General features: G+C 67.8%; 22 protein-coding genes. 10 read left to right on the top strand and 12 right to left on the bottom strand.

Annotated features, from left to right (window positions below):
• Positions 1-21: 21 nt before the first annotated feature.
• The gene (locus ACOHX0_RS14960) at positions 22-945 is read left to right on the top strand and encodes a DMT family transporter (RefSeq protein WP_420677795.1); all 924 of its coding nucleotides are present in this window, start codon (positions 22-24) and stop codon (positions 943-945) included.
• On the opposite strand, the gene ACOHX0_RS14965 is transcribed toward ACOHX0_RS14960, so the two are convergent.
• On the bottom strand, positions 923-1582 hold the full coding sequence (locus ACOHX0_RS14965) for a thiamine diphosphokinase (protein ID WP_420677797.1): 660 nt from the start codon (positions 1580-1582) through the stop codon (positions 923-925). The genes ACOHX0_RS14960 and ACOHX0_RS14965 overlap by 23 nt on opposite strands.
• Before the next feature lie 139 nt (positions 1583-1721).
• Here ACOHX0_RS14965 and ACOHX0_RS14970 point away from each other — a divergent pair, with 139 nt between their 5' ends.
• On the top strand, positions 1722-3800 hold the full coding sequence (locus tag ACOHX0_RS14970) for a chemotaxis protein CheA (RefSeq protein ID WP_420677799.1): 2079 nt from the start codon (positions 1722-1724) through the stop codon (positions 3798-3800).
• A gap of 165 nt (positions 3801-3965) precedes the next feature.
• Here ACOHX0_RS14970 and ACOHX0_RS14975 read toward each other — a convergent pair whose 3' ends face one another.
• From ACOHX0_RS14975 to nthA, 5 genes are all read right to left on the bottom strand, one after another.
• Entirely contained in the window at positions 3966-4220 is a 255-nt protein-coding gene (locus ACOHX0_RS14975) for a DUF2842 domain-containing protein (protein WP_420677801.1), read from the bottom strand.
• The gene (locus ACOHX0_RS14980) at positions 4220-5515 is read right to left on the bottom strand and encodes an adenylosuccinate synthase (protein ID WP_420677803.1); all 1296 of its coding nucleotides are present in this window, start codon (positions 5513-5515) and stop codon (positions 4220-4222) included. The genes ACOHX0_RS14975 and ACOHX0_RS14980 overlap by 1 nt, the downstream gene beginning before the upstream one ends.
• A gap of 283 nt (positions 5516-5798) precedes the next feature.
• Positions 5799-6131, bottom strand: coding sequence for a nitrile hydratase accessory protein (locus ACOHX0_RS14985; protein ID WP_420677805.1), 333 nt, complete (start codon positions 6129-6131; stop codon positions 5799-5801).
• Positions 6128-6805 carry a nitrile hydratase subunit beta gene (nthB, locus tag ACOHX0_RS14990; protein WP_420677807.1) on the bottom strand — a complete coding sequence of 226 codons (678 nt, stop codon included), beginning with the start codon at positions 6803-6805 and terminating at the stop codon, positions 6128-6130. Before nthB ends, ACOHX0_RS14985 begins: the two co-directional genes overlap by 4 nt.
• Complete coding sequence (gene nthA, locus ACOHX0_RS14995) at positions 6802-7428, bottom strand: nitrile hydratase subunit alpha (protein ID WP_420677809.1); 627 nt, start codon at positions 7426-7428, stop codon at positions 6802-6804. Before nthA ends, nthB begins: the two co-directional genes overlap by 4 nt.
• A gap of 178 nt (positions 7429-7606) precedes the next feature.
• On the opposite strand from nthA, the gene secG reads away from it, so the two are divergent.
• A complete protein-coding gene (secG, locus tag ACOHX0_RS15000; RefSeq protein ID WP_420677811.1) occupies positions 7607-7972 on the top strand; it encodes a preprotein translocase subunit SecG in 366 nt (121 codons plus the stop codon).
• A 172-nt stretch (positions 7973-8144) separates the two neighbouring features.
• Complete coding sequence (locus tag ACOHX0_RS15005) at positions 8145-9788, top strand: CTP synthase (protein ID WP_420677813.1); 1644 nt, start codon at positions 8145-8147, stop codon at positions 9786-9788.
• A 160-nt stretch (positions 9789-9948) separates the two neighbouring features.
• Here ACOHX0_RS15005 and ACOHX0_RS15010 read toward each other — a convergent pair whose 3' ends face one another.
• Positions 9949-10335, bottom strand: a complete 387-nt coding sequence (locus ACOHX0_RS15010) for a DUF983 domain-containing protein (protein ID WP_420677814.1) — start codon at positions 10333-10335, stop codon at positions 9949-9951.
• A gap of 160 nt (positions 10336-10495) precedes the next feature.
• Here ACOHX0_RS15010 and ACOHX0_RS15015 point away from each other — a divergent pair, with 160 nt between their 5' ends.
• The 3 genes from ACOHX0_RS15015 (at position 10496) to ACOHX0_RS15025 (ending at position 13628) form a co-directional block, all read left to right on the top strand.
• Positions 10496-11890, top strand: a complete 1395-nt coding sequence (locus tag ACOHX0_RS15015; protein WP_420677816.1) for an aminotransferase-like domain-containing protein — start codon at positions 10496-10498, stop codon at positions 11888-11890.
• Between the two features lie 190 nt (positions 11891-12080).
• A complete protein-coding gene (locus ACOHX0_RS15020; protein ID WP_420677818.1) occupies positions 12081-12983 on the top strand; it encodes a fructose bisphosphate aldolase in 903 nt (300 codons plus the stop codon).
• A 105-nt stretch (positions 12984-13088) separates the two neighbouring features.
• Entirely contained in the window at positions 13089-13628 is a 540-nt protein-coding gene (locus ACOHX0_RS15025) for a GNAT family N-acetyltransferase (RefSeq protein ID WP_420677821.1), read from the top strand.
• A gap of 54 nt (positions 13629-13682) precedes the next feature.
• Here the strand turns inward: ACOHX0_RS15025 and ACOHX0_RS15030 are convergent, their stop codons facing one another.
• The 3 genes from ACOHX0_RS15030 to ACOHX0_RS15040 form a co-directional block, all read right to left on the bottom strand.
• Positions 13683-13874: a hypothetical protein gene (locus tag ACOHX0_RS15030; protein WP_420677822.1), complete on the bottom strand. Its 192-nt coding sequence runs from the start codon at positions 13872-13874 to the stop codon at positions 13683-13685.
• Between the two features lie 115 nt (positions 13875-13989).
• Positions 13990-14208 (bottom strand): hypothetical protein, encoded by a 219-nt coding sequence (locus ACOHX0_RS15035; RefSeq protein ID WP_420677824.1) that lies wholly within the window; start codon positions 14206-14208, stop codon positions 13990-13992.
• Positions 14209-14551: 343 nt separating this feature from the next.
• Positions 14552-15337, bottom strand: coding sequence for a crotonase/enoyl-CoA hydratase family protein (locus ACOHX0_RS15040; protein ID WP_420677825.1), 786 nt, complete (start codon positions 15335-15337; stop codon positions 14552-14554).
• 234 nt (positions 15338-15571) lie between these two features.
• Between ACOHX0_RS15040 and ACOHX0_RS15045 the strand changes: the two genes are divergently transcribed.
• Both ACOHX0_RS15045 and ACOHX0_RS15050 read left to right on the top strand, forming a co-directional pair.
• Positions 15572-16684 carry a pyridoxal phosphate-dependent aminotransferase gene (locus ACOHX0_RS15045; RefSeq protein ID WP_420677826.1) on the top strand — a complete coding sequence of 371 codons (1113 nt, stop codon included), beginning with the start codon at positions 15572-15574 and terminating at the stop codon, positions 16682-16684.
• Positions 16685-16791: 107 nt separating this feature from the next.
• A complete protein-coding gene (locus ACOHX0_RS15050; protein ID WP_420677827.1) occupies positions 16792-16986 on the top strand; it encodes a histidinol phosphate aminotransferase in 195 nt (64 codons plus the stop codon).
• A 322-nt stretch (positions 16987-17308) separates the two neighbouring features.
• Here ACOHX0_RS15050 and ACOHX0_RS15055 read toward each other — a convergent pair whose 3' ends face one another.
• Entirely contained in the window at positions 17309-18535 is a 1227-nt protein-coding gene (locus ACOHX0_RS15055) for a pyridoxal-phosphate-dependent aminotransferase family protein (protein ID WP_420677828.1), read from the bottom strand.
• A gap of 196 nt (positions 18536-18731) precedes the next feature.
• On the opposite strand from ACOHX0_RS15055, the gene ACOHX0_RS15060 reads away from it, so the two are divergent.
• Positions 18732-20591, top strand: a complete 1860-nt coding sequence (locus tag ACOHX0_RS15060) for an ABC transporter ATP-binding protein (RefSeq protein ID WP_420677829.1) — start codon at positions 18732-18734, stop codon at positions 20589-20591.
• Between the two features lie 19 nt (positions 20592-20610).
• Here ACOHX0_RS15060 and ACOHX0_RS15065 read toward each other — a convergent pair whose 3' ends face one another.
• Positions 20611-21291, bottom strand: coding sequence for a TIGR04283 family arsenosugar biosynthesis glycosyltransferase (locus ACOHX0_RS15065; protein ID WP_420677831.1), 681 nt, complete (start codon positions 21289-21291; stop codon positions 20611-20613).
• Between the last annotated feature and the right edge of the window lie 45 nt (positions 21292-21336).

The raw sequence follows: 21336 nt of genomic DNA on the forward strand, positions 1-21336 counted from the left end.
CGCCGCCCCTAGCGTGGCGCCATGACCCAGGACCGTCCCCTTCTTGGCATCGCCCTCATGCTGGGCTTCTGTGCCGTGATCCCGCTTGGCGATGCCATTGCCAAGCTGCTGGCCACCCGCGTGCCGGTGGCGCAGATCGTCTTTATCCGCTTTGCCGCGCAAGGACTGATCCTGCTGCCGCTGGCGCTGGCGCTCAGGCTGCCGCTTACCGTGTCACGGCAGGTGCTGCCGCTCCTGGTGCTGCGTACGGTCCTGCAGATGGGAGGTATCGGCGCGATGTTCATAGCGCTGAAGCACCTGCCGCTGGCCGATGCGGTGGCCATCGCTTTCGTGATGCCCTTCATCATGCTGCTCCTGGGCAAGTACGTGCTGGGCGAAGAGGTCGGCCTGCGCCGCCTGGCCGCCTGCGCGGTGGGCTTTGCGGGCACGCTTCTGGTAATCCAGCCGAGCTTTGCCGAGGTCGGCGGGCACGCGCTCTGGCCGGTGGCGGTGGCGGTGATCTTCGCGCTGTTCATGCTGATCACCCGCAAGATCGCCAAACACACTGACCCGATCGCGGTGCAAGCACTCGCGGGCGCGATGGGCACGGTGATGCTGGCGCCCGTGTTTCTGATCGGCGGCGCGCTCGGCTCTGCCAGCTTCAGCCTTGAGCTGCCGCCGCAGGACACCTGGAGCCTGCTGGCCGCAGCGGGCGCGCTTGGCACTGTGGCGCATCTCATGATGACCTGGAGCCTGCGCTTTGCCCCGGCCGCAACGCTTGCCTCGATGCAATATCTTGAGATCCCGATGGCCACTTTCATCGGCTGGCTGATCTTCGCTGAGCTGCCCGATAGGCTGGCCGCGGCCGGAATAGCGCTGACTGTCGCTGCGGGCCTTTATGTGGTGCTGCGCGAGCATCGCACCGCCCGCGCCATAGCCCGCGTCACCGCCGCACCGCCTGCATGACCGTCCTGAGGGCGCGGCGCGGCGCAATCACCAGAAGCCCCGGCCCATCGGGCAGGATGCGCACCGGGCCCAGCGCCCGGTTCGAGGTGCCAACGCGCCCCATCGGTGACAATCTGAGCCCATCGATGGGCCATTGCAGCCCCTCCGAACGCCCGGTCACCGCCTGCATCGGGTAAAGGGACACAACGTCGCCCGCCTCCAGCGGCAGCTCCACAGGGCTCGTGGCGTGGAAGATCACTTCGGTCTCGCCAATCAGCACGCAAGGCGCCGGATGCCCCTGAACCAGCGTGCTCAGCGCCGCCAGCTGGTGATCCAGCCGCCCGCCCAGAAAGCCCACCGCCAGCACCACCGGCGCCGAGATCGCCCGCAGCGCCTTGTCGAAATCGGTGCTGTCCTGCTCTGTCACGTGAAACAGCCGCTCTCGCGGCAGGGCGGCGCGGGTCTCCGCAGGCAGGGAGTCGAAATCTCCGATCACCGCCCGCGGCAGATGCCCCGCCGCCAGCGCCGCGGTGGCGCCGCCATCCGCCGCCGCCAGCACTGGCGCCAGCGCCAGCGCCTCCTCCAGGCTGCCAGGCGCAATCTCGCCCCCGCCAGCCAGCGTCACCGGCCCGACTTCCTCAACAATCCATCGCTTCATACCCGCATTCCTTGCAGATTTGGAAACCGGCCACAATGTGAACACAAAATGATACGATCAATTGCACGGATTCGAGCAAAATTTGTCCTTTCGCTAACGAATGTAGGGGACAACGGATGTGGCGAGGACGGAGACGCAGATGGTACAGAACAACAAAGTCTTGACCGTATCCTACGGGACCTTTTCCTGCACGCTTGAAGGGTTCGAGGATTCTTTCGGCACGATGAAGGCCATCGCCGAATACTTCCGCGACCTTGCCTCGGACGACCGCTATTTCGGTGCCGAGCCGCCGCAGCCTGACGCCGACATGCTGGCCCGCATCGCCCAGCGCGAAATCGCCCGGCAGGTCGAGGCCCGCAGCAGCGGCAGCGGCATCCACCTGCGCGCAGCAGCACCGCCCCTGGCCCCCGTAACACCCGCGCCTGCCGCCGCCCCCGCGGCGGCGGAACAGGGTGCCGCCGCCAACTCATCCCACCCGGCAGCGGAAGCAGCGCCTGCCGCTGCGCCTGAGGCCGCGCCGCAGGAAGAGACCGAAATACAGCACCCGCCGGCCGCAACCGCAGAGCCCGCCGCCGAACCCGAGGCGCAAGTTGCGGAGCCTGCCGCCGAACCGATCTCCGTCGCCCAGGCGCCTGAAGCCCCCGCGCATGACAGCGTTCCGGCTGAGGAGTTGACAGCCGAAGCCGAAGCCGAAGCCGAAGCCGAAGCCGAAGCCGAAGCCGAAGCCGAAGCCGAAGCCGAAGCCGAAGCCGAAGCCGAAGCCGAAGCCGAAGCCGAAGAATTCTTTGCTGCAGGCTCCGCCCCGTCCAGGGCAATCGCACCCGTCGCGCGCGATGACGGGCAGGATCAGCCGCGTGAGACGCTCTCTCCCGACAGCATCGCCGCCAAGCTTCAGCGCATCCGCGCGGTGGTGGCCCAGCAGGGACCCCAAAGCGAATTCCTGGAAGACGAGCACGCCGACAGCATCCGGCAGGATGCCGCCGCCGACATCGCCGAAGCGATCGAGCAGGACGGCCGCGCAGAGTCCTCCGGCATCGAAGATGAGCCCGACGCAGAAATCGCCCGCGCGCTGGACCGGCTGGATCTGGAAGTCATGGGCGGCGGCGCGGGAACGGACGCTGAAGAAGACACTGCAGCAGTTCCGGATGAAACAACACCCGAAGCCGCCGAAGCCGCCGCTGCGCCGGCACGGCCGCGCATCGCAAAGGTCAAGCGCGCGGATTTCGAAGCCGCCGTGGCCAGCGGCCGCCTGCAGGAAATCAGCGCCGGACTGCAAGCGGATGAGGACGGGCCGGAGGCGCAGACGCGCACCGCCGGGGACACGCTGCTCTCAGAGGAAGACGAAGCCGACCTGATGCGCGAATTGGCCGAGGTCGAGGCAGAGCTCCTCGCCGCCGCGGCCGCCGCCCCGGAGGAGCAGGACGAGGACGCCGAGGCTGTCCCTCCCGCCAGTCCGGACGTTCTGGCCGAGGACAGGCTGGCAGGGACCGCGGCCGCAGAGGACGCATCCGCCCAAGACGCTCCGGAACAGGACGCCGCCGCGGGCGGGCACAGCGCCCCTGCCCCCGCGCAGGTCTCGGTGGACAATGACGTGAACCGCCTGATGGCCGCTGCCGACGCCCGGCTGGACGATCCCGAAACTGCTTCCTCCCGCGAGACCTACAGCCACCTGCGCGCCGCCGTTGCCGCCGCCGAAGCCGACCGTTCCGGCGACAGCGGCGACAGCGCCGAACCCTACCGCCAGGACCTCGCCAGCGTGGTGCGCCCGCGCCGCCCGGAGGCCGCAGGCCGCACCGCCGAACGCCCGGCGCCGCTCAAGCTGGTAGCCGAGCAGCGCATTGGCGAAGCGGAAGCGCCAGCCGCCGCGGCCACCCCGGTGCGCCCGCGCCGGGTCTCCGAAGACGTGCTGGGCCAGGAAAGCGCCGAGAGCGCCAGCGGCTTTGCTGCCTATGCCGCGGAACGCGGCGCCGCCGGGCTGCAGGACCTGCTGGAAGCTGCCGCCGCCTACATGAGCTTTGTCGAAGGCCGCGGCCAGTTCTCCCGGCCGCAGCTGATGAACAAGGTGCGCAGCGCCGGCAGCGGTCAATTCAACCGCGAAGACGGTCTGCGCTCCTTCGGCCAGCTGCTGCGCGACGGCAAGATCGAACGCTCCGGCAACGGCCAGTTCACCGCCTCCGGCCAGATCGGCTTCCAGCCCGGCAGCCGCGCCGCAGGCTGAACTCCCTCGCACCAGCAGCAAAAAACGGCGCCCCGCAAGGCGCCGTTTTCGTTATCCCATCCCGGTATCCGCAAGCTCAACAGGCGGCAGCCGCTTTCTGACCTCCAATACCCCGGGGTGAATTGGCCGCAAGGCCAAGAGGGGCAGCGCCCCTTCCCGCCCGCGTCACTTCTCGCCGGCACCGGATCCGGTCTCCGCAGAGGGGTCTTCCTTGCCGATCCCCCGGAAGACGAACTTGAACGGCAGCACCCAGAGCACGCCGAGCACGACATAAACCGCCAGCTCCACAACCAGCGGCGGCCGGCCGAGCCAGTTCAGCACCGTCACCGCCGCCACCACGTAGAGCGGCATTCCGACGAGCAGGATCACCAGCGACCAGAGCCGCCGCGCCCGGTAGCTCAGCCCCTTGCCCGCCGCCATCAGTCGGCGAACGGGTCGGTCACCAGGATGGTGTCGTCCCGCTCCGGGCTGGTGGAGAGCAGCGCCACCGGGCATTCGATCAGCTCTTCCACGCGTTTCACGTATTTGATCGCATTGGCGGGCAAGTCGTTCCAGCTGCGCGCGCCTTCGGTGCTTTCGCTCCAGCCCGGCATTTCCTCGTAGATCGGCGTGCAGCGCGCCTGCTGGTCCGCAGCGGTGGGCAGGTAGTCCAGGCGCTCACCGTCCAGCTCGTAGCCGGTGCAGATCTTCAGTGTCTCGAACCCGTCGAGCACATCGAGCTTGGTCAGCGAGATGCCGTTGATGCCGGAGGTGGCGCAGGTCTGGCGCACCAGGCAGGCGTCGAACCAGCCGCAGCGCCGCTTGCGCCCGGTGGTGGTGCCGAACTCGTGGCCGCGGGTGCCCAGACGGTTGCCGTCCTCGTCGTCCAGCTCGGTCGGGAACGGACCCTCGCCGACGCGGGTGGTATAAGCCTTCACAATGCCCAGCACGTAGTCGATCGAGCCGGGGCCGATGCCCACGCCGGTCGCGGCCTGGCCTGCGATCACGTTGGAGGAGGTCACAAACGGGTAGGTGCCGAAGTCGATATCCAGCAGAGCGCCCTGCGCGCCTTCGAAGAGGATCCGCTTGCCCGCCTTGCGCTTCTCGTTCAGCACCTTCCAGACCGGCGCCGCGAAGGGCAGGATTTCCGCTGCGATCTCCTTCAGCTGGGCGATTAGCGCATCGCGGTCGACGGGATCGACGCCCAGGCCCTTGCGCAGCGGGTCATGGTGCTGCAGCGCGCGGTCGACGCGGGCTTCGAGCGTGGCGGCGTCCGCCAGATCGGCGACGCGGATGGCGCGGCGGCCGACCTTGTCTTCATAGCAGGGGCCGATGCCGCGGCCGGTGGTGCCGATCTTGGTGCCCTTGGAGGCCGCTTCCTCGCGCGCCCGGTCCAGTTCGCCGTGCAGCGGCAGGATCAGCGGGGTGTTCTCGGCGATCATCAGGGTCTCGGGCGTGATCTCGACACCCTGGGCGCGCACCGTCCCGATCTCCTTCATCAGATGCCAGGGGTCCAGCACCACGCCATTGCCGATCACCGACAGTTTACCGCCGCGCACCACGCCCGAGGGCAGCGCATGCAGCTTGTAAACCTTGCCGTCGATCACCAGCGTGTGGCCGGCGTTGTGGCCGCCCTGGAAGCGCGCAATCACGTCTGCCCGCTCGCTCAGCCAATCCACGATCTTGCCTTTTCCTTCGTCGCCCCACTGGGCGCCGACTACGACGACGTTGGCCATGTCCGGTCCTTTTGCACTCTGGTTAAAACCAGCCCCCCCTATAGCCCCGCCACCCCGGCATTGGAACCGCATTTTTGCCGCAGGCGGGGCGTTCATTGGTGAGCCGCGCATTGCCAGCGCGCGCGGCGGCGATCCAAGGGGTGTTACTCGAAGTTTATCCTGGCTAAGTCCCTACGCCCTCGCGAGGGCACGACCCAGCCTCAGCCAAATCGCCGCTGCGTGGGCGCGCGTCGGCGATGCGCGGCGGCCTTCAGCCTTGTTCCGTGCTGCCGTCGCCCGCGGGTCAGTCCGCCAACCGCACCGGCGCGCCGTGCGGGGTGGAGAGGTACGCCTCCTCCCAGCGCCCGCGCACCGCCTCCACGTCGGCTGTCGGGGCGGCGCCATCTTCGGCCAGCAGCGCCTCCAGCGTATCCAGCCAGGCACGGAAGTAATCCTCGCCGCCGTCCAGCTCCCGCGACAGCCCCTGCTGCTTCAAAGCGGCTGAGAAGCGCGCCACCCACTCCGCCCAGGTGAAACGCCCGGCCTCGTTCAGATGCACGGTCAGCGCAAAGACCTGCGCGTGCCAGGGCTGCTCGAACACCGGCTGCGGGGCGGAGATGTCAGGGCAGTCACTCATAGCGGCTCCAGGCAGCTTTGCCAGATGTCGAGCACGACATCGTCCTCCGGATTTTCCGGGTGGGGCCAAAGCGTGCTGGCGCTGAATCGCACCGCATAAAGCGGTTCCGGCGCCTCGCCCAGCCCGTGGGCGTTCCTGTCGGGCAACACGTGGCTGCCATGCAACCGCTGGATATAGCCCGCAGCACCGGCGGCGTAGCGCGGCAGGCGGCTGTGGCCGCCCGGGATCAGACGGTTGCCGGCGGGCAGGCGGGCCCGCACCGCCTGCCCGAGGGAGAAGCGCGGCGCAGGCCCGCCGGACCGGTTCGCTGGGCCGCCTTTGGCCAGCATGGTTTTCACGTCCGCGGCCTTCAGTGCCTTTTCCGCCAGCGTGTGGAGCCCGGCGGTGCCCTTCCCCTCCAGATCCGCGCGCGTGAGCACGCCTTTCTCCACGAGAAGGTCCGCAAGCGCCGCGATCCATTTCTCGTAGTAGGTGAAGCGGGTGTAGTCCTTGGGCGACAGCCGCTCGCGCGCGTGGCGGGAGGTGTCGATGTTCCACTGCCCGAGCGCGCCGCAGGCAAGGGTGATTGCCAGCGCGCGGGCGTGCCAGTCCTCGGCAAAGACCGGGGCCTCCTCCGGCTCGGGGGTGACCGGTCCATCGCCGAAACGCCCGCCTATGTCATGCACCCGGGTCATGGCGCGGCGCCTTCGGGTGCGCGCGGCAGGCCGGTGCCGATCATGCTGTCGCGGGTGACCAGCGCGGCCAGCGCGTCCTCGTCCAGGCCCTCGCTGCCCTCAGGCCGCATTGGCAGCACCAGGTAGCGGACCTCGGCGGTGGAATCCCAGACCCGGACCGCGGTCTCCTGAGGCAGGGTCACGCCGAATTCCGCCAGCACCGCACGCGGCTCGCGGACGGCGCGGGCGCGGTAGGCGTCGGACTTGTACCAGCCCGGCGGAATGCCCAGGAGCGGCCACGGGTAGCAGCTGCACAGGGTGCAGACGATCATGTTGTGGCGCCGCTCCGTATTCTCCACCACCACCATGTGCTCGCCCTGGCGGCCGTAGCAGCCGAGCTCTGCCAGCACCGGGTCCGCGTCGTCCAGCAGAGCTGCGCGGAAGTCCGGATCGGACCAGGCTTTCGCCACCACGCGGGCGCCGTTCTGCGGGCCGATGCGGTTTTCATAGGTGTCGATAATTTCGTCCAGCGCGGCCGGGTCGACCAGCCCCTTGCGGGTGAGAATCGTTTCCAGCGCTTTCACCCGCAGGGCGGGATCTGGCGGCAGCAGGCTGTGCGGGTGGCCGGTATGATCATGGGGCATGGCTCAACTCTGCCCTGCGCGCGCACGCCGCGTCCAGCCCCAACTAGCGGGCCGCCTGGCAGGGCCGGGCAAAACGGCGCCTGGAGGCCTGCGCCAAGGGAAGCCAACTCCGCCCTTGCCCCTCCGGGCAATCTTCCCTATTTACCGCCCGGTACTCAGCCAACCGCCGCAGGGACCCATGGAAAACGTTGTTCTCATCATCCATCTTCTTCTGGCTCTGGGCCTGATCGCCGTTGTGCTCTTGCAGCGGTCCGAGGGCGGCGGCCTCGGCATGGGCGGCGGCGGCGGCGCGATGACCGGCCGGGCGGCCGCGACCGCGCTCAGCAAGCTGACCTGGGTGCTGGCGGTTGCCTTCATCGGCACGTCGATCACCCTCACCGTGCTGGCAGCGCAGAAATCGGCCGGAAGCTCGGTTGCAGACCGGATCATTTTTCCCGGCGCGGACACCACGGACGAACCGGAGGCGCCGGTGGCGCCCTTGGGCAGCGACCTTCTGCCGCCATCACAGGGCGATGACGCACCGCTGGTGCCCAGCGCCGACTAAACTACTAGACTTAGTCAGGATTTAAGGAACCGCAACAGCATCTTGCGGTTCCCTTGCGTTGCTTGCGCGAATCCTTTATGAATGAAGTCCCGTGATGCTGCGGTTTTTGGCGCCTTGCCGAATACCGCCGGGCAGCTAGATTCTGACTTCTCACGGGGGCAGCCGAACACTCATGGCGCGTTTCATCTTCATCACTGGCGGTGTTGTTTCATCTCTGGGCAAGGGCCTGGCTTCGGCGGCGCTGGGGGCGCTGCTGCAGGCGCGCGGCTACTCCGTGCGGCTGCGCAAGCTGGACCCCTATCTCAACGTCGATCCGGGCACGATGAGCCCGTTCGAACACGGCGAAGTGTTCGTCACCGACGACGGCGCCGAGACCGACCTCGACCTCGGCCATTACGAGCGGTTCACCGGCGTGCCCGCGCGCAAGACCGACTCAATCTCCTCCGGCCGCATCTACACCAACGTGCTGGAGAAGGAGCGCCGCGGCGACTACCTCGGCAAGACCATCCAGGTGATCCCGCACGTCACCAACGAGATCAAGGACTTCATCTCGATCGGCGAGGATGAGGTCGACTTTATGCTCTGCGAGATCGGCGGCACCGTCGGCGACATCGAGGGGCTGCCCTTCTTCGAGGCGATCCGCCAATTCGCCCAGGACAAGCCGCGCGGACAGTGCATCTTCATGCACCTGACCCTGCTGCCCTATATCAAGGCCTCGGGCGAACTGAAGACCAAACCGACCCAGCACTCGGTGAAGGAGCTGCGCTCGATCGGCCTGGCACCGGACATTCTCGTTTGCCGCTCCGAAGGCCCGATCCCGGCGAAAGAGCGCGAGAAGCTGGCGCTGTTCTGCAACGTGCGGCCCGACTCGGTGATTGCCGCGCAGGATCTCAAGTCGATCTACGAGGCGCCGCTGGCCTATCACCGCGAGGGGCTGGACCAGGCGGTACTGGATGCCTTCGGCATCGCGCCGGCGCCGAAACCGAACCTCAGCCGCTGGGAAGACGTCGCCGACCGCATCTACAACCCGGAAGGCGAAGTGAAGATCGCGATTGTCGGCAAGTACACCCAGCTGGAAGACGCCTATAAGTCGATTGCCGAGGCGCTGACCCACGGCGGCATGTCGAACCGGGTGAAGGTGAAGATCGAATGGGTCGATGCCGAGCTGTTCGACAAGGAAGACGCCGATCCCTACCTGCAAGGCTTCCACGCCATCCTGGTGCCCGGCGGCTTTGGCGAGCGCGGCACCGAGGGCAAGATCAAGGCAGCGCAATACGCGCGCGAGAACAAGGTGCCCTACCTCGGCATTTGCCTCGGCATGCAGATGGCAGTGATTGAAGCCGCCCGCAACGTGGCGGGCCTGGCCGAGGCGGGCTCCGAGGAGTTCGACCACGAGGCCGGCAAGAAGCGCTTCGAGCCGGTGGTCTACCACTTGAAGGAATGGGTGCAGGGCAACCTCACCGTGGAGCGCAAGGTCGGCGACGACAAGGGCGGCACCATGCGGCTCGGCGCCTATGACGCGGCCCTGGCGGAAGGCTCGAAAGTGGCCGAAGTCTATGGCAGCAGCCACATCGAGGAACGCCACCGCCATCGCTATGAGGTGGACACCAAATACCGCGAAAAGCTGGAGGAATGCGGGCTGAAGTTTTCCGGCATGTCGCCTGACGGCCGCCTGCCGGAGATCGTGGAATGGGCGGATCACCCGTGGTTCATCGGCGTGCAGTTCCACCCGGAGCTGAAGTCGAAGCCTTTCGCACCGCACCCGTTGTTCGACGATTTCGTGCGCGCGGCCAAGCAGACCTCGCGCCTGGTGTAAGGCCTGCGGCCGGCAGGCGGGGTTCTCCCGCCCGTCGCCTGCTCATGGCACATGAGCAGCTCCCGTTGGGCCCGGCGCCGCTTTCGCGGCGCAGGGAAAGAACGGAAAAAGGCGGGCCGCTGGCCCGCCTTTTGCATTCTAATAGTTGAAGGGTGCCGTCTTAAAACCCGTGCATCCGCTTGGCCCACTGATAGGCCACCACCAGGCCCTTCATCCGCGGCAGCAGAACCAGCGAGGCCCCCACCGTGATCACCGACATCAGGATCGCCAAGGTCCAGGGATCGGGGCGCAACTGCACGTAAATGATATGCAGCGCAAAGCCGAGGATATGGCCGACGACCAGAATGGTCAGATAGGCCGGGCCGTCATCGGCGCGCTGGTGGTGCAGCGCCTCGCCGCAGTGGGCGCAGCCGTCATTCACCTTCAGATAGCTGTGCAGCAGCTTGCCCTGCCCGCAGCTTGGGCAGCGCAGCCGCAACCCATTCAGCAGCGCAGGCTTCAGCGCCCGCTGCGTCTCCTGCTGTCCGTCGCTCACCTGCGTCTGCATTGCGCTACCTCCTTGCAACTGCCCGCCTGATACAGCGATTCCCGGTTTGAATGCAATCAATATGCGATCATTCCTGTTGCATAGCGACCTTGCATAAGGCATTAAACCAATCAATTGCGACACAATGCGGCTGCCACGCCGCCAGCAGGAGAGCCGACAGGTGAAACAATGGATTCCCGCGCTTGCGGACCGGGACGCCCGGGCGGACGGACAGGAGCCGCAGCCGCGCTACCTGGAGATCGCCGAGGCGATCCGCACCGCGATCAGCCGCGGCGAGCTGAATCCCGGCGACCGGCTGCCGCCGCAGCGGCGCGTGGCGCAGGAGCTGGGGGTGGATTTCTCCACCGTCTCGCGCGGCTATGCCGAGGCGGTGCGCCGGGGCCATATCGAAAGCTTCGTCGGCCGCGGCACCTTCGTGAAGGCGGCCGGGACCCTGCCTGCGCGGCCCGACCCGCAGCGCGCGGGTGAAGAGGACCCGATGATGAACATGCCCCCGGAGCCCGATGACCCGGCGCTGCTTGCACGGATGCAGGCGGGGCTGGCGCAGGTTTCGGGCGATCTGGTCTCGCTGATGCGCTATCAGTCCGTTACCGGCAGCGCCCAGGACGGCGCCCGCGCCGCCGCCTGGATGGAGGCCAACGGCCTGCCCGCGGCACCCGAGCGGCTGGCGATCACCCCGGGCGCCCATGCGAGCCTGTTTGCCATCCTCTCGGTTCTGGGCGAGCCGGGCAGCACAGTGCTGTGCGAGGAGGTGACCTACCCCGGTCTGCGCGCCATCGCCGCAAGGCTGGGGCTGCGGCTGCAGGGGGTGGCGGCGGATGCGGACGGCATCCTGCCCGACGCGCTGGAGGCCGCAATCCGCAGCCGTTGGCCCGCGGCGCTTTACCTGAACCCGACGCTTAACAACCCGACCACCCGCACCATGCCGGCCACCCGCCGTGCCGAGATCGCCGCGGTGCTGCGCGCCCATGAATTGCCGCTGGTGGAGGATGACGCCTATTGCTTCACCGCCCCCGGCGCGCCCGCGCCGGTTTGCAGCCACCTGCCGGGGCTGGGCTGGCATGTGGCAGGCCTGTCGAAATGCCTCGGCGCCGGCTTGCGGCTGGCCTGCACCACGGTGCCGAAGACAGCCGCAATGGGCCAGTTCTCGCAGGCCTTGCGGGCGATGCATGTGATGGTCTCCCCCTTGAGCCTCGCGCTGCTGGGACATTGGATCGACGACGGCACCGCGGCCGGGATCCAAAGCTTTGTGCGCCGTGCCGCGGCGCAGCGTCAGGCATTGGCGGCGGAGGTGCTGGGGGAGTGCAGCTATGTCTCGGAGCCCGGCGCCTTCAACCTCTGGCTCGACCTGCCCCGCGGCACCAGCCGGGCCGAAGTGATGGGCCGCATGGCGGGCTGCCGCATCGGGCTGATGCCGAGCGATGCCTTCACTGTGGCCGGCACGCCGTCCGAGGCGATGCGGGTCTGTCTTGGCGGCCCGATCCCGCTTGAGGCTCTGCGCCGCGACCTCACCGCACTGAACGACGCAGTCTGCCGAAAGGACTGGCTGGGCTGACGGCGGACCCGGCGGCCTTCCCTTCGCCCAACCTGACAGCCCCGAAGCCGGCCGCAAGCCGCACCCCCGGCAACCCTCCGCCCGGCCCGCAGAAATCGCCTTTGTGTTAGCGCAACACCCCGTTGTTTCCGGTTCAATTCGCGCTATAGACACCACAGGACAACCCACCTTTCCAAGAGAGTGACGCATTATGGCAAAAGACGCTTCCACCTGGCAGGACCAATTCGACCGCATCGCCACTGGCAAGGGCTTCATTGCCGCGCTCGACCAGTCCGGCGGCTCGACCCCGAAGGCGCTGAAGCTCTACGGCGTCGATGAAGACGCCTATGCCAACGACGACGAGATGTTTGCCGAGATCCAGAAAATGCGCGCCCGCATCATCACCGCGCCGGAATTTAGCAGCGGCAAAATCATCGGCGCGATCCTGTTCGAGAAGACCATGGACAACGCCATCGGCGGCATCCGCGTGCCGGACTACCTGTGGGAGAAATGCGGCGTGGTGCCCTTCCTGAAGGTCGACAAGGGCCTGGAAGCGGAGGAAAACGGCGTTCAGGTGATGAAGCCGATGCCGGAGCTTGACGCGCTGCTCGCCCGCGCCAAAGAGGCGGGCATCTTCGGCACCAAGATGCGTTCGGTCATCAAGGAGCCGAATGCGGCGGGCATCAAGGCCGTGGTGGCGCAGCAGTTCGAGGTCGGCCGCCAGATCGCCGCCGCCGGGCTGGTGCCGATCATCGAGCCGGAGGTGGACATCCATGCCCCCGCCAAGGCCGAGATCGAGGACATCCTGAAGGCAGAAATCCTCGCCGAACTGAACGCGCTGCCCGCTGACACCAAGGTGGCGCTGAAGCTGACCATCCCAACCAAGCCCGGGCTTTACGACGAGCTGGCCGAACAGGCCAATGTGGTGCGCGTGGTCGCGCTCTCGGGCGGCTACTCCACTGATGAGGCCTGCGAGAAACTGGCGCAGAACCCCAAGATGACCGCCTCCTTCAGCCGCGCGCTGACCGAGGGGCTGAACGTGGCTATGAGCGACGAGCAGTACAACGCTGCCCTCGCCGCCAACATCACCCAGATCTACAAAGCCTCGCTCTAAGCGGCCGAAGGGTCTCACTCAGGTTGCCTTCCAGGGCCGCGCTCACCGAAGGCGCGGCCCTTTTCACATCGGCTTCATGTTGCCGTACAAACAGGAGACAGCTGCATGCAGCATTCGAACACGCACAAGGGGCGCGAAGAGGACATCATCGGCCTGTTCACCGCCGCTTTCACCGCCTCCGAAGGCGCGGAGGAAGGTGCCTTGATCGGCCGGCTCGTGCGCGATCTCCTCACCCGGACCGCGCTCGACGATCTCCGCGTCTTTGTAACCGAAGACGGCGGGGCGCTGATAGGCGGGGCCATATTCACCCGGCTTACTTATGCGCAGGACAGCCGCAGCGTCTTCATCCTCTCCCCCATGGCAGTGGCGCCCGACCGCCAGGGCGAAGGCGCGGGCCGGGGCCTGCTGCGGTATGCACTGGACGCTCTGCGCGGCGCCGGAGTGGATATTGCCCTCACCTATGGCGACCCGGCCTTTTATGGAAAGGTCGGATTCCTGCCGATGGATGAAGCCGAGGTGCCCGCGCCGCAGCCGCTCAGCCAGCCCGTGGGATGGATCGGCCAGTCGCTGGCAGGGGGCGCGGTGCCGCCGCTGGGCGGCCCTTGCACTTGCACAGCAGCGCTGAATGACCCGGCACTTTGGTAGCAGAGTCCACACTCACCGGCTGATGCCGCCGGATGCCGCCCGCAAAGCGATTTCTCAACGGCTGCAGCAGGCGGCGATCGCCAGCGCCAGGCCGGTGCCGCAGGGCAGCCAGAAATGCCGGGCGGCGGCGGCGTTGAACCAGCCCTCGGCACCGCCGCCGCCCTGCATCAAGAGCCAGAACCCCAGCGCCGCGGCAGAGATCAGCAGGCCGGCGCAGACTGCCAGCCGCCGCACGGCTCTAGGCATGGCTTTCCCCGCCTGCCCTGCCCGTCCTGCCTGCACGGCCCGCCCTGCCTGCACGGCCCGCGCTGCCTGCACCGCTACCCGGCAGCGGTTCCGGAAACCCCTGCCGCCGCACCGCTCAGGCCGCCTCGGTCAGCGACGGGCGCAGGCCGGTGCCATCCACCACGTTCCGGTTCGCCATCAAGTAACGCAGCGCCTCCTCGCGGGTCTGGAAGCTCAGCGCCTCGTCATAGAAATATGTGATCCGGTCCCCCGTGCGCGACAGAAGCCCGCCGCTTTCGAACAGGATAAACCACTTGGTCTGCACCGCCTGAATGTTGGTTTGCACAACTCGCATTGCCTCACTCCTTTCTGAAGCCCGGTTTCGGGCAGCCGCCGCCGCCCGAAACCGGATCCACCACGGACCGCAAGGCGGCGGGAACTCCCCTGCCCCGCGAGGGCGGCCGCCGCTTGCGGATCATGCGGCTGGCCCGGCCCTTCTGCGCCTTGCTGAAAACACCCTCGGGCGCCGGAGGTTATCAAAGGGTTAACGCGCATTTGCGCTGCCTTTACGCGGCATTTTCCCGCCGGCGGACGGCGGTTTCCCGCCAATTGAGGCGCATTCCGGAAAAGTTACACGAAAATTGGCGTTGCATTTCAAAGTAAGGCGTTCGGTTGCCGCGGACCGGCCGATGCAGCCCTCAACGGAAGTTGGGAGGCCGCCGAGACAGCCCGGCCGCCACCGCCTCCATCTGCTCCGGCTTTCCGATCAGCTCCAGCTGCTCGGCGCTTTCGCGCAGCAGCACATCGGCCTGGCTGGCACCGCTTTCGGCATAGGCGATCAGCCGTTTGGCGGCGCGGATGGCCGAGGGGCTGCGGGCGGCGATCTCTCCTGCCAGCTGATGGGCCCGCGCCAGGGGGTCGCCGGCCAGCTCGGTCACCAGCCCCCAGTCCAGCGCCTGTTCGGCAGGGACCGTTGCAGCCGTGTAGGTCAGGCGGCGCAACAGGTCCGGGCGCAGGAGACCGGGCAGCAGCGCCATGCCGCCCATGTCGGGCACCAGCCCCCATTTCATCTCCATCACCGACAGCCGCGCATCCGGCCCCGCGACGCGGATGTCGGCGCCCAGCGCCAGCTGCAGCCCGCCGCCGAAGCAGGCGCCCTGCACCGCCGCGATCACCGGCACCGGCACCCGGCGCCAGACCATCGCCACTTCCTGCATCTCGTTGGCGTCCTCAAAGCTGCGCTCCATCAGCCAGGCCGAAAGGTCGCGCTGCATAAAGCCCGAAAAGCTGCCCAAGTCGAGCCCGGCGCAGAAACTTTCGCCCTCGCCCGAGAGCACCACCGCGCGCGCATCCGAGGCCGCGACCTCCTGGCCCGCGGCGATGATCGCCTTGACCATGGCCTCGTCAAGCGCATTGCGCTTCTCACCCCGTGTCAGCGCCACGTGGGCGATGTGGTCTTTGTAGCTGATAGAAACCCGGGTCATGGCGCTCTCCCTGTGCTGCCGGCCCTGCACTGCCGGTTTACGCCAGACTGCCGCGCGGCGGCCGCGGAATCCACCGGGACGTGGGGGCAGGCCGGCAGCGGCAGGCGCCGGAAAATGGGGATTTTCCGGCCAAAATTCCGCGTCCGGAATTTTGCCCCGTCCGCCGCAGGCGCAGCCCGGTGCGGCTGTCCCCCGGGGCTTGCAGAGGGCGCCGCGAAAGGCTTATCTGCGCGCATGACTGGACCCCGCTACACCCCGCTCGTCAATGCCCTGCCAGCCACCGTGCCCTTTGTCGGGCCCGAAGCGCAGGAGCGCGACCGCGGCGAACCCTTTGCCGCCCGCCTCGGCGCCAACGAGAACATCTTCGGCCCCTCACCGCGCGCCGTCGAGGCCATGGCCGAGGCCGCGGCGGAGGCCTGGAAATACGGCGATTCCGAAAGCCACGCGCTGCGCCTGGCGCTGGCGGAACACCACGGCGTGCGCCCCGGCCATATCCTTGTGGGCGAGGGCATCGACGGGCTGCTGGGCTGCCTGGTGCGGCTTCTCGTGGGGCCGGGCGATGCGGTGGTCACCTCGCTGGGCGCCTATCCGACCTTCAACTACCATGTCGCGGGCTTTGGCGGCACCCTGCACCTCGTCCCCTACAAGGGCGACCACGAGGATATCGAGGCGCTCTTTGCCAGGGCGGGGGAGACCGGGGCCAAACTGGTCTACCTCGCCAATCCAGACAACCCGATGGGCAGCTGGCACAGCGGCAGGGCAATCTCGGCACTGCTGGACCGCCTGCCCGAAGGCTGCCTGCTGGTGCTGGACGAAGCCTATGTGGACTGCGCGCCCGAAGGCACCGCCTGGCCGGGCCGCGCCGATGACCCCCGGGTGATCCGCATGCGCACCTTCTCCAAGGCCTACGGGCTGGCGGGCGCGCGGATCGGCTATGCCCTCGGTCATCCGGATCTGATCGCCGCCTTCAACAAGGTGCGCAACCATTTCGGCGTGAACCGGATCGCTCAGGAAGGCGCGCTGGCCGCGCTGCAGGACCGCGCCTACCTGGCGCAGGTGCTGCAGCGGATCGCCGCCGCCCGCAGCCGGATTGCCGCGGCCGCCGCGGCCAATGGTCTTGAGGCGCTGCCCTCGGCGGCCAACTTCGTTGCCATCGACTGCGGCCGGGACGGCGGTTTTGCCCGCGCGGCGCTGGAGGCGCTGTCCGCCCAAGGCGTGTTTGTGCGGATGCCTTTTTCCGCCCCACAGAACCGCTGCATCCGGGTCAGCTGCGGGCCTGAAGCCGCGCTTGACGCCTTTGCCGCCGCCCTGCCGGTGGCGCTGGCAGCGGCGCGCGCCGCAGGCTGATTTCCGCCGCTCGGTAACAAAGATCAACCGGGTTTTACCGGACATTCACCCCCGCCGGACTACTCTTTGAACAGTATTTCTGGGTAACCTGTTCTGGGAGTATGGCCATGCGCGAACCCGAACGGCCGGACGGCACACCGGATCTGTTCACCGCTGCGATCACCTTTGCCGGCATGAACCTGATGTGGGTCTTTTTCGTGGTCTGGATGCTATACGGGCTGGTGCCGGTGCTGGTGCTGGCGCTGCTGATCAACCACTTCATTTCACGGCTGGAGGCCCGGCTGGCGGACGGCGGGGCCTGAAAGCGGGAGGCAGCCGGCGGTTGCGCTGTGCCTGCCGGGAGCTGGCTTTCAGGAACTGACCGGGGCCGGCCACCTGCAAGCGGGCTTCCCGCCGGTGGGATTGTCTTGGGGGCTAGATCGTGGGCTTATCGATGGGCGTGCCGGTGGGCTTACTGCCAGGGCTGCCTTTTACGCGGCGCCAAAAGGCGGGCCGACCGCGCGGCTATACGGAGCGCCAGCGGGCGCGCTGCTCCCGGCTTGCGTCCGGAAGCGCGCGGGCTGCAGATTCGGCGGGCTGTTCTCCTGGGCCTGCGCGACCGGCACCGACTGCCCTGCCCCTCGCTCAGCGGCCGTTCTCCACCTCCGCCGCGCTCAGCGCTTGCGCTGCGGCGGCCAATGCGCCACCGCCATGCGGAATCTCCAGTGCGTTCAGCCCGGCGTCGATCCCGCCCAGAAGCCCCATCACCATATGGCCGTTCACATGCCCCATGTGGCCAAGCCTGAAATAGCCGTGCCAGGCTTCGGTTCGCGGCGGCGCCATGCCGAGGCCGATGCCCAGGGTCAGCCCCAGCGACTGCTCCAGCCACTCCCGCAGCCGCGTGCCAAGCGGCGCGCCGATCTGCAGCGCCGTCACCGCGTGGGAGCGCAGGCCGCGGTCCGGCACGTTCAGCCGCAGCGGCCCCTCGGCGCTCCAGGCCTCGCAGGCGGCCCAGATGACACGGGCCAGATGCGCGTGCCGGGCCCAGACCGCCTCCACCCCCTCGGAGTGGATCAGCCCCAGCGCCGCGTGCAGCCCGTAAAGGTGATGCGTCGGCGCGGTGCCGCCGAAATACTGGTAGAACTCATCCGGGTTGGCGCGCGGGGCCCAGTCCCAGTAGCGGCTGACCCGGGGCAGCGCGGCGCGGGCGGCAGCGGCGCGCGCATTGAAGAAGACAAACCCCAGCCCCGGCGGCACCATCAGCCCCTTCTGGCTGGCCGAGACCATCACATCGACACCCCAGGCGTCCATCTCGAACCGCTCGCACCCCAGCGAGGCGATGCAATCGGCCATCAGGAGTGCCGGGTGCCCCTCCGCGTCCAGCAGCTGCCGCAGCGCAGGGATATCGTTGCGGATCGAGCTGGAGGTATCCACATGCACCGCCAGCACCGCCTTGATGCGCTGTCCCTTGTCGGCTGCCAGCCGCGCGGCGATCCGCTCCAGATCCCAAGCCGCCCCGGTGCCGAAGTCGAGAAGCTCCGTCTCGATCCCCAGCGCCGCCGCCATTTCCGACCAGCCGATTCCGAACCGTCCCGACGCGGGCACCAGCACCTTGTCGCCGGGCTGCAGCGTATTCTGCAGCGCCGCCTCCCAGGCACCGTGGCCGTTGGCAATGTAGATCGCCGCGTGATGGCCGGTGCGCGCCACCCGCTTCAGGTCCGGGATCATCGCGGCGGTCATCTCCACCAGTTCGCCTGCGTAGATGTTGGGCGAGGGCCGGTGCATCGCCTGCAGCACCGCATCCGGCATCACCGAAGGACCCGGGATTGCCAGATAGGGCCGCCCCGCCGAAACATTTACCGGTGTGCTCATTTCCGCATCATCCCCGCCTGCTGCCCGCAGCGCCCTGCCGCCGGATCGTTTTGCCGTTACACTACCGGCCCCTCCGCGCCGGTCAATTCCCCTCCGGGTTGAACCGCTTGCGCCCTGACGCTTTGCTGCTTAAATGGCTGTGGCAAGTCAAGGAAGGCCTGAGAATGTCCCGAATTTCCTGCCGGACCCGCCGCTTATGAGCAAGCCTGAGTATAAATCCGCGCGCGAGCTGCTGGGCTGGCTGTGGCGCGGCTATCTGCGCTCCTACATCGGCCTTCTGGGCATTGCGGTGATCTTCATGATCCTGGAGGGTGCCACCATGGGCGCGCTCGGCTACATGATGCAGCCGATGTTCGACCTTGTCTTCGTGCAGGGCAACACCGGCGCACTGTTCTGGGTGAGCCTTGCGTTCCTGGGCATTTTCACCCTGCGCGGTGTCTCCAGCGTCACCCAGAAGGTGCTGCTCAGCAAGGTCTCCCAGACCTCGGCCGCGCATCTGCGCAAGGACATGCTCGCGCGGCTGATCCGGCAGGACCCGGCGTTTCACCAGGTGCACCCGCCGGGGCTCCTGATCCAGCGCGTGCAGGGAGATGTCGGCGCCATCGACACGGTGTGGCGCGCGATGATCACCGGCGCGGGCCGCGACGTGATGGCGCTTGTCGCGGTGCTTGCAGTGGCGATCAGCATCGACTGGCGCTGGACCGCGGTGCTTCTGATCGGGGTGCCGGTTCTGCTGCTGCCGATCAAGATGGCACAGCGCTACGTGCGCAAGAAGGCGTCGCTGGCGCGTGACCTCAGCGGATCGCTGACCACCCGGCTGGACGAGATCTTCCACGGCATCGTGCCGATCAAGCTGAACCGGCTGGAGACCTACCAGAACAACCGGTTCGGCAACCTGATGGACCGGCTGGTGACGGCCGAGGTGAAATCCGCCTTTGGCACTTCTTCGATTTCCGGCATGACCGACGTCATGGCGGGCGCGGGCTTCATGGCGGTGCTGCTTTACGGCGGCTCTGAGATCATCGCGGGCGAGAAGACGGTCGGCGAATTCATGAGTTTCTTCACGTCGATCGGTCTCTCTTTCGAGCCGATACGCCGGCTCGCCAATATTTCCGGCATCTGGCAGGCTGCAGCGGCCTCGCTGGAGCGGATCAAGGAGCTGGTCGATGCGCCGATCCTGCTGACCGAACCGGAGAACCCGAAACCGGCCCCCGCGGGCCTGCCGGAGATCAGCCTCAAGGACGTCGATCTCAGCTATGGCGAATCGCAGATCCTGCACCGGCTGTCGCTGACTGCCGAGGCTGGCAAGACCACGGCGCTGGTGGGGGCTTCGGGCGCGGGCAAATCGACGATTTTCAACCTTCTGACCCGCATGGTCGACCCGCAGGCGGGATCGGTCGCGGTGGGCGGCGTCGAGGTGAGCGATCTGAAGACCGACGACCTGCGGTCGTTGTTCTCCGTGGTGACGCAAGACGCGCTGCTGTTTGACGAGACGCTGCGCGACAACATCCTGCTGGGGCGCACCGACGTGAGCGAGGAGGAGCTGCAGGCCGCGCTGGAGGCCTCCCATGTGGCGGATTTCCTGCCCAAGCTGGCGCACGGGCTGGAGACTAAGGTGGGGCCGCGCGGCTCGGCTCTGTCGGGCGGCCAGCGCCAGCGGGTGGTGATTGCCCGCGCGCTTCTGCGCAACACGCCGGTGCTGCTGCTGGACGAGGCCACCTCGGCGCTGGACGCGCAATCGGAGAAGGTGGTGCAACTGGCGCTGGACAAGCTGTCGGGCGGGCGCACCACGCTGGTGATCGCGCACCGGCTGTCGACCATCCGCAACGCCGACAAGATCGTGGTGATGGACCGCGGCCGTGTGATGGACCAGGGCACCCACGAGGAGCTGCTGGCGCGCGGCGGCATCTACGCCGATCTCTACCGGCTGCAGTTTCAGGACGGCAAGACGCTGGTCGATACCGAGGGCGTGCGCGCGCAGGCGCCGCAGCGTCTGGCACGCAGCCAGCCCCGGCCGCCCTGGTTCAAGCGGGTCGCGCGCAAAATGTTCGGCTGAAGACCGCGGCGGCCTGCGCCTATTTGCGGTAAGCGCGGGCCAGCGCCTCCGGGTCGGCGCCGAGGAAATAGCGCGCCAGGGTAAATAGATTGCGGCTGCCGCGCCGCAGCCAGCCCTGTTGCTCGTAGCGCGCTGCACTGGTCAGCGCCGCGGCCGGCAGGCAGGTGAGCCGCTTCAGCCTGCGCACCAGAGCCACATCCTCCATCAGCGGCTGATCGGGATAGCCGCCCGCGGCCCGGTACTCCCGCCGCCGCACCAGCAGCCCCTGATCGCCGTAAGGCAGCCCGAACAGCCGCGCGCGCAGGTTGGCCCAGCCCGCCACACAGGCCGCCGCCACCCCGCGGGACCGGAAGCGCAGCCGGAAATAAGCGGGCCTTCCCTGCCCCTCCTGCAGATGCTGCGAGACTGCCGCCGCCCAGCCCGGCTCCAGCCTTGTATCCGCGTGCAGCACCAGCAGCCACTCGCCCTTGGCCGCAGCGCAGCCGCGCCGCAGCTGCCCACCGCGCGATGCCGCGCCGCTCAGCCACTCTGCCCCGGCCTCCGCCGCGATCCGGCGGGTCGCGTCCGCGGAGCCGCCGTCGCTCACGATCAGCTCGCGGATCAGCCCGGCAGTCAGCCCCTCCATCAGCGCCGTGAGGCAGGCGGGCAGTTCATCTTCGGCGTCGAGGGTGGGGATCACGATGCTCAAAGGTGCGGGCATGGCGGGTTTTCCTGTTCTCTTCCCGCCCAGTTCCTATATCACGGG

Origin of the sequence: Cribrihabitans pelagius (genome assembly GCF_048820915.1) — a bacterium.
Lineage (GTDB): Bacteria > Pseudomonadota > Alphaproteobacteria > Rhodobacterales > Rhodobacteraceae > Cribrihabitans_A > Cribrihabitans_A pelagius.

Bases quoted from the DNA above. Each gene is read 5' to 3' on its own strand.
- ACOHX0_RS15065 (WP_420677831.1), bottom strand. From the start codon at position 21,291: ATGCCCGCACCTTTGAGCATCGTGATCCCCACCCTCGACGCCGAAGAT.
- ACOHX0_RS15020 (WP_420677818.1), top strand. From the start codon at position 12,081: ATGGCAAAAGACGCTTCCACCTGGCAGGACCAATTCGACCGCATCGCC.
- ACOHX0_RS14970 (WP_420677799.1), top strand. From the start codon at position 1,722: ATGGTACAGAACAACAAAGTCTTGACCGTATCCTACGGGACCTTTTCC.
- ACOHX0_RS15035 (WP_420677824.1), bottom strand. From the start codon at position 14,208: ATGCGAGTTGTGCAAACCAACATTCAGGCGGTGCAGACCAAGTGGTTT.
- ACOHX0_RS15050 (WP_420677827.1), top strand. From the start codon at position 16,792: ATGCGCGAACCCGAACGGCCGGACGGCACACCGGATCTGTTCACCGCT.
- ACOHX0_RS15055 (WP_420677828.1), bottom strand. From the start codon at position 18,535: ATGAGCACACCGGTAAATGTTTCGGCGGGGCGGCCCTATCTGGCAATC.
- ACOHX0_RS14980 (WP_420677803.1), bottom strand. From the start codon at position 5,515: ATGGCCAACGTCGTCGTAGTCGGCGCCCAGTGGGGCGACGAAGGAAAA.
- ACOHX0_RS15040 (WP_420677825.1), bottom strand. From the start codon at position 15,337: ATGACCCGGGTTTCTATCAGCTACAAAGACCACATCGCCCACGTGGCG.
- ACOHX0_RS15025 (WP_420677821.1), top strand. From the start codon at position 13,089: ATGCAGCATTCGAACACGCACAAGGGGCGCGAAGAGGACATCATCGGC.
- ACOHX0_RS14975 (WP_420677801.1), bottom strand. From the start codon at position 4,220: ATGGCGGCGGGCAAGGGGCTGAGCTACCGGGCGCGGCGGCTCTGGTCG.
- ACOHX0_RS14965 (WP_420677797.1), bottom strand. From the start codon at position 1,582: ATGAAGCGATGGATTGTTGAGGAAGTCGGGCCGGTGACGCTGGCTGGC.
- nthA (WP_420677809.1), bottom strand. From the start codon at position 7,428: ATGCCCCATGATCATACCGGCCACCCGCACAGCCTGCTGCCGCCAGAT.
- ACOHX0_RS15010 (WP_420677814.1), bottom strand. From the start codon at position 10,335: ATGCAGACGCAGGTGAGCGACGGACAGCAGGAGACGCAGCGGGCGCTG.
- nthB (WP_420677807.1), bottom strand. From the start codon at position 6,805: ATGACCCGGGTGCATGACATAGGCGGGCGTTTCGGCGATGGACCGGTC.
- ACOHX0_RS14985 (WP_420677805.1), bottom strand. From the start codon at position 6,131: ATGAGTGACTGCCCTGACATCTCCGCCCCGCAGCCGGTGTTCGAGCAG.
- ACOHX0_RS15045 (WP_420677826.1), top strand. From the start codon at position 15,572: ATGACTGGACCCCGCTACACCCCGCTCGTCAATGCCCTGCCAGCCACC.
- ACOHX0_RS15005 (WP_420677813.1), top strand. From the start codon at position 8,145: ATGGCGCGTTTCATCTTCATCACTGGCGGTGTTGTTTCATCTCTGGGC.
- ACOHX0_RS15030 (WP_420677822.1), bottom strand. From the start codon at position 13,874: ATGCCTAGAGCCGTGCGGCGGCTGGCAGTCTGCGCCGGCCTGCTGATC.
- ACOHX0_RS15060 (WP_420677829.1), top strand. From the start codon at position 18,732: ATGAGCAAGCCTGAGTATAAATCCGCGCGCGAGCTGCTGGGCTGGCTG.
- ACOHX0_RS14960 (WP_420677795.1), top strand. From the start codon at position 22: ATGACCCAGGACCGTCCCCTTCTTGGCATCGCCCTCATGCTGGGCTTC.
- secG (WP_420677811.1), top strand. From the start codon at position 7,607: ATGGAAAACGTTGTTCTCATCATCCATCTTCTTCTGGCTCTGGGCCTG.